Origin of the sequence: Nocardia aurea (assembly GCF_003123685.1) — a bacterium.
Taxonomy (GTDB): Bacteria; Actinomycetota; Actinomycetes; order Mycobacteriales; family Mycobacteriaceae; genus Nocardia; species Nocardia aurea.
The window spans coordinates 1-4,476 of record NZ_QCYJ01000076.1 but is presented as its reverse complement, the minus strand read 5'-3'; the positions used below and the strand labels follow the sequence as shown (position 1 = coordinate 4,476).

Genomic DNA, 4,476 nt, shown 5'->3' with positions numbered 1-4,476 from the left:
TCGTCGACGTCGTGCATCCCGGCCAGCCCCGGGACGATGCCCAAGATCGCGTCGTGCGGGCGGGCCACGCGGGACAGCATCTCCACGACGGACAGGGCCACCGCGAGGAGGACTCCGTACAGGATGTCGAAGACCAGCACCCCCGCGAACGCGGCCAGGGCGAGCAGCAGCTCGCTGCGGCGAAAAGCCGCAAGACGCCGGAAAGCGGCTAGATCGATCAGCCGTATCGCGGCGTAGACGACGATGGCGCCGAGCGCGGCGGTGGGGAAGTCTGCCAGGAGCGGCCCGGCGAACAGGACGACCACGAGAACAGCGGCCAGGGCGACGAGCGAGTACAGCTGGGTGCGGGCACCGGCTGCGTCGGCCAGGGCGGTACGGCTGCCGCTGCTGCTGACCGGGAACCCGTGCAGGATGCCCGCGCCCAGGTTGGCTGCGCCGAGGGCGAGGAGCTCCTGGTTGGCGTCGATCTGCTGGTTGTGCTTGGCGGCGAAGGAGCGTGCGGTGAGCACGTTGTCGCTGTAGCCGACCAAGAGCACGCCGAGCGCGGGCAGCAGCAGGTGCTGCAGGTCGGCGAACGCCGGAACGACGGGAACCGGCAGGCCGGAGGGGACCTCGCCCACCACCTTGATCCCGTACCGCTCCAGCCCGAAGAGCGGGACGCAGGCTGCGGCCAGGAGAACGGCGAGCAACGGAGCCGGGATCCACGGCAGGCGCCATTGGGCGAGGAACAGCAGGGCGAGTACCCCGGCCGAAAGCAGGAGTGTCCCCGGATGAAGCTCGGAGAGATTCTGTGAGAACGAAAGGAGTTCGGCGATGACACCGTCACCGGACACCGGCACCCCGGTGATCTTGCCGAGCTGGCCCACGATCATTGCCACGCCCGCGAGATAGCCGACCAGAATCGGCCGGGACAGGAGGTCGGCGACGAAGCCCAGCCGGAGCACCCGGCAGCCCAGGCAGAGCAGCCCGACAGCCACGGCGAGCCCCGCCGCAAGGCTCGCGTACCTGCCCGAGTCACCCGCCGCCAGCGGTCCGACCGTGACGGTGGTCATGAGCGCGGTCGTCGACTCGGGCCCCACGGACAACTGACGGGAGGAGCCCAGCAAGGCGTACAGGGCCAGAGGCCCCATGCTGGCCCAGATTCCCGCCACCGGCGGCAAGCCGGCCACGGTGGCATAGGCCATCACCTGCGGTACCAGATAGGCCGCCACGGTGAGCCCGGCCAGCACGTCACCGCGCAGCCATGCTAGCCGGTACGAACGGAACGCGACCATGCCCGTCAGTGTCGCACCGCCACAACGGTGCGAGTGCCAGCGGCCCAAGGGCGCGGAAGCCGGGACCTTCTACGGAGCTCTCGGGACCGACCGCTACCCGCCCTTCACGCTCGGCCTGGCGCCGGACTACCCGGCCACACTGGAGGTCGACTACTCCGAGCCGCCGCCCGCGAGCGCGGCCGCCACGGCGGTCGGCCCAGGGTGTTCGACGACGACATGATCCCCTACGCTCGGTCGCTGCGCGAGCGCGGTGTGGCCGTGCCCGACATCGCCCGCAAGCTCGTCATCCCCATCGGCAAGAACAAGGGCAAGCACCCGTCCGTGGCCAGCGTCTACCGGGTGATCGCCGACGGCCACCCGGCGCCGGGTATGGGCTGACGCCGGTATGCCAGCGGGGGGACCGCCGGCATCGGATGGGCGCACGTGATCATCGACTGCTGGTGGCGAGGGTTTGGGGGCTCAGGACCGCGGCCAGGCGCTCCAGCGCGCCGGGGACGATCCAGTAGTAGACCCAGGTGCCGCGCCGCTCGCAGTCGACGAGGCTGGCCTGGCGCAGCAGTTTCAGGTGATGGGAGATCGTCGGCTGGGACAGCTCGAAGGCGGGGGTGAGCTCGCACACGCACACCTGCCCTGGCTGGGAGGCGATCAGCGACAACAGTCGCAGCCGGACCGGATCGCCGAGCGCCTTGAAGGCCGCCGCCAGGTCGGCGGCCTGCTCGGTGCTGAGCGGCGCGGTCAACGCGGGGCAGCAGGCGGCGATCGGATCGTCAGCCTCCGTCGTCTCTTGATTCGACATTCTTCTATATTGACACGCTTCTCATCAGAGCGCGATGCTTGATTCGATAGCCATCAATACAGGGCGGTGGCGGCTGCCGCCGCCAGATCAAAGGGGCAGGAGCGTGTGATGAGCGAGCAGTCCGTCCAACTGCGTGAACAGGTGCGCGAGCGATACGCGGCGGCCGCGGTGGCGGCCACCGCCGGCGGGGCCGCCTGTTGCGGCCCGCAGGAGGCTAAGATCGAGGAGGGATTCGGGGCGGCCCTGTATGCCGCCGACGAGCGGGAGGCGCTGCCCGCCGAGGCGCTGGCGGCCTCGCTCGGCTGCGGAAACCCCACCGCGGTCGCCGAGCTGCACGCCGGCGAGCGGGTGCTGGACCTGGGCTCGGGCGGTGGCATCGACGTGCTGCTGTCGGCCCGCCGGGTGGGCCCGACCGGCAAGGCTTACGGGCTGGACATGACCGAGGAGATGCTCGCGCTGGCCCGCGCCAACGCCGCCAAGGCCGGCGCGACCAACGTGGAGTTCCTCAAGGGCACGATCGAATCCATCCCGCTGCCGGCCGCCAGCGTCGACGTCGTCATCTCCAACTGCGTGATCAACCTGTCGACCGACAAGAACGCGGTGTTCGCCGAGACCTTCCGCGTGCTGACCCCGGGTGGCCGGATCGGTGTCTCCGACGTCGTCGCCGACGACGGCCTGACACCCGCCCAGCGGGCCGAGCGCGGCGACTATGTCGGCTGCATCGCCGGCGCGCTGTCGTTCGCCGAATACCGGGCCGGGCTGGAGGCGGCCGGGTTCACCGATGTCTCGATCACCTCTACCCACCAGGTGGCCGACGGGATGCACTCGGCCATCGTCCGCGCCCTCAAACCCGCGCACGCCGACGCCGACACCGGCCGGGCCGACTCGGCGGCGACCACGGCGGCGGGCTCGGAGCATCGATCGGAGGGATCCTGCTGCGGGGTGTCGGCCTGCTGCAGCTCCGGCGAGCGCGCCGAGGACCCGACGCTGACCGTCGAGCAGGCCAAGACGGCCGCGGGCTGCGGCTGCCAGCACTGACCTCTTCCCAGTCCCAACGGCGTCTCACACGGCTGGCGCCTCCATCTGGCCGAGGAGAAGTCCACGGGCGTGGCGGCCCGCTTGACTTCCCAATATAGCTCAGCAATTATTGACTCAATCATGGCTGATATATCTGATGTGGAGCGGCGGGCCGCCGTCCATGCCGCGCTGGGCGATCCGATGCGGCTGGCGATGGTGGACGCGCTGCTGCTGGGTGACCGCTCGCCCGGCGAGCTCGGCGAGCATTTCGGGTTGCCGTCGAATCTGCTGGCCCACCACCTGCGGGTGCTGCAGGAGGCCGGCCTGATCGTGCGGGCGCGCTCGGAGGCCGACCGGCGGCGTAGCTACGTCCGCCTGGTGCCCCGCGCGCTGGCCGGGCTCGGCCCGGTCGCCCGCGTCCCGGAGGCGGCGCGGGTGGTGTTCGTGTGCACCCGCAATTCGGCCCGCTCCCAGCTGGCCGCCGCTCTGTGGCGGCGGCGCAGCCGCCTGCCCGCGGCCTCGGCCGGCACCGACCCCGCATGGCGCGTGCATCCGCGGGCGATCGCGGTGGCCCGCCGCCACCGGCTGAGCCTGGACACGCACGCTACCGCCCACCTTCGCGACACCGTCGGTCCCGGTGACCTGGTGGTGGCGGTCTGCGACAACGCCTACGAAAACGCCTACGAACATCTCCCCACCCGGCCGAACCTGCACTGGTCGGTGCCCGACCCCGTGCCCGCCGACACCGACGACGCCTTCGAGCATGCCTTCACCGACCTGTCCGGCCGCGTCGACCGGCTGGCCGCCGCCCTTCCCGCCGCCCTGCCTGCACCCACCGGCTCCGCGACCTGCGACCGTTCCGCGACGAAGGACACGCCATGACGTACGCCAGCCATCCCCACCCGGATCTGACCATAGACCAGCAGCTCGCCCTGACCACCGCCGCCCGCCGGCTGACCGACGAGTTCGCCGGCACGTTCGGGACCGAGACCATCGAACGCTTCTTGCACACCAGCTACGACCAGTTCGCCAGCAAGGCCGCCATCGCCATCTTCCTGCCGCTGCTGGCCGAGCGGTTCGCCCGCCAGCGCCTGCAGGCCCTGGCCCGGGTCGAGGGTAAGGGCGACGGGCGGCCGATCGTGCTGTTCCTGTGCGTGCACAACGCCGGGCGTTCGCAGATGGCGCTCGGCTTGTTCTCCGCCCTGGCCGGCGAGCACGCCGTGGGCTGGTCGGGCGGGTCGGAGTTCGCCGCCGAGATCAACTCCGCCGCGGTCGCCGCGATGGCCGAGCGCGGCATCGACATCTCCCGCGAGTACCCCAAACCCTGGACCGACGAGATCGTCCGGGCCGCGGACGTCGTGGTCACGATGGGCTGCGGCGACGCCTGCC

General features: G+C 71.1%; 6 protein-coding genes and 1 pseudogene. 5 read left to right on the top strand and 2 right to left on the bottom strand.

All coding sequences use genetic code 11. The annotated features are described in order from the left end of the window. The coding region (locus DAT37_RS13045) for a SulP family inorganic anion transporter (RefSeq protein WP_109525011.1) at positions 1 to 1,274 on the bottom strand (1,274 nt) is incomplete at its 3' end. 76 nt (positions 1,275 to 1,350) lie between these two features. On the opposite strand from DAT37_RS13045, the pseudogene DAT37_RS46410 reads away from it, so the two are divergent. Both DAT37_RS46410 and DAT37_RS13035 read left to right on the top strand, forming a co-directional pair. Next, positions 1,351 to 1,434 (top strand): annotated as a pseudogene (locus tag DAT37_RS46410) (DUF4389 domain-containing protein); the annotation flags it as partial. 56 nt (positions 1,435 to 1,490) lie between these two features. After that, the gene (locus DAT37_RS13035; protein ID WP_198654251.1) at positions 1,491 to 1,652 is read left to right on the top strand and encodes a hypothetical protein; all 162 of its coding nucleotides are present in this window, start codon (positions 1,491 to 1,493) and stop codon (positions 1,650 to 1,652) included. Positions 1,653 to 1,701: 49 nt separating this feature from the next. Here DAT37_RS13035 and DAT37_RS13030 read toward each other — a convergent pair whose 3' ends face one another. After that, positions 1,702 to 2,070 carry an ArsR/SmtB family transcription factor gene (locus DAT37_RS13030; protein WP_109525009.1) on the bottom strand — a complete coding sequence of 123 codons (369 nt, stop codon included), beginning with the start codon at positions 2,068 to 2,070 and terminating at the stop codon, positions 1,702 to 1,704. Positions 2,071 to 2,178: 108 nt separating this feature from the next. Here DAT37_RS13030 and arsM point away from each other — a divergent pair, with 108 nt between their 5' ends. The 3 genes from arsM to DAT37_RS13015 form a co-directional block, all read left to right on the top strand. Beyond that, positions 2,179 to 3,108 carry an arsenite methyltransferase gene (arsM, locus tag DAT37_RS13025; protein WP_109525008.1) on the top strand — a complete coding sequence of 310 codons (930 nt, stop codon included), beginning with the start codon at positions 2,179 to 2,181 and terminating at the stop codon, positions 3,106 to 3,108. Between the two features lie 120 nt (positions 3,109 to 3,228). Continuing rightward, entirely contained in the window at positions 3,229 to 3,969 is a 741-nt protein-coding gene (locus DAT37_RS13020; RefSeq protein WP_198654250.1) for an arsenate reductase/protein-tyrosine-phosphatase family protein, read from the top strand. After that, positions 3,966 to 4,476, top strand: a 511-nt coding sequence (locus DAT37_RS13015) for a three-helix bundle dimerization domain-containing protein (protein WP_109525007.1), incomplete at its 3' end; no start/stop codon positions are given. The genes DAT37_RS13020 and DAT37_RS13015, both read left to right, overlap by 4 nt.

Coding starts and splice junctions, on each gene's coding strand:
- DAT37_RS13035 (WP_198654251.1), top strand. CDS start 1,491: ATGATCCCCTACGCTCGGTCGCTGCGCGAGCGCGGTGTGGCCGTGCCC.
- DAT37_RS13030 (WP_109525009.1), bottom strand. CDS start 2,070: ATGTCGAATCAAGAGACGACGGAGGCTGACGATCCGATCGCCGCCTGC.
- arsM (WP_109525008.1), top strand. CDS start 2,179: ATGAGCGAGCAGTCCGTCCAACTGCGTGAACAGGTGCGCGAGCGATAC.
- DAT37_RS13020 (WP_198654250.1), top strand. CDS start 3,229: ATGGCTGATATATCTGATGTGGAGCGGCGGGCCGCCGTCCATGCCGCG.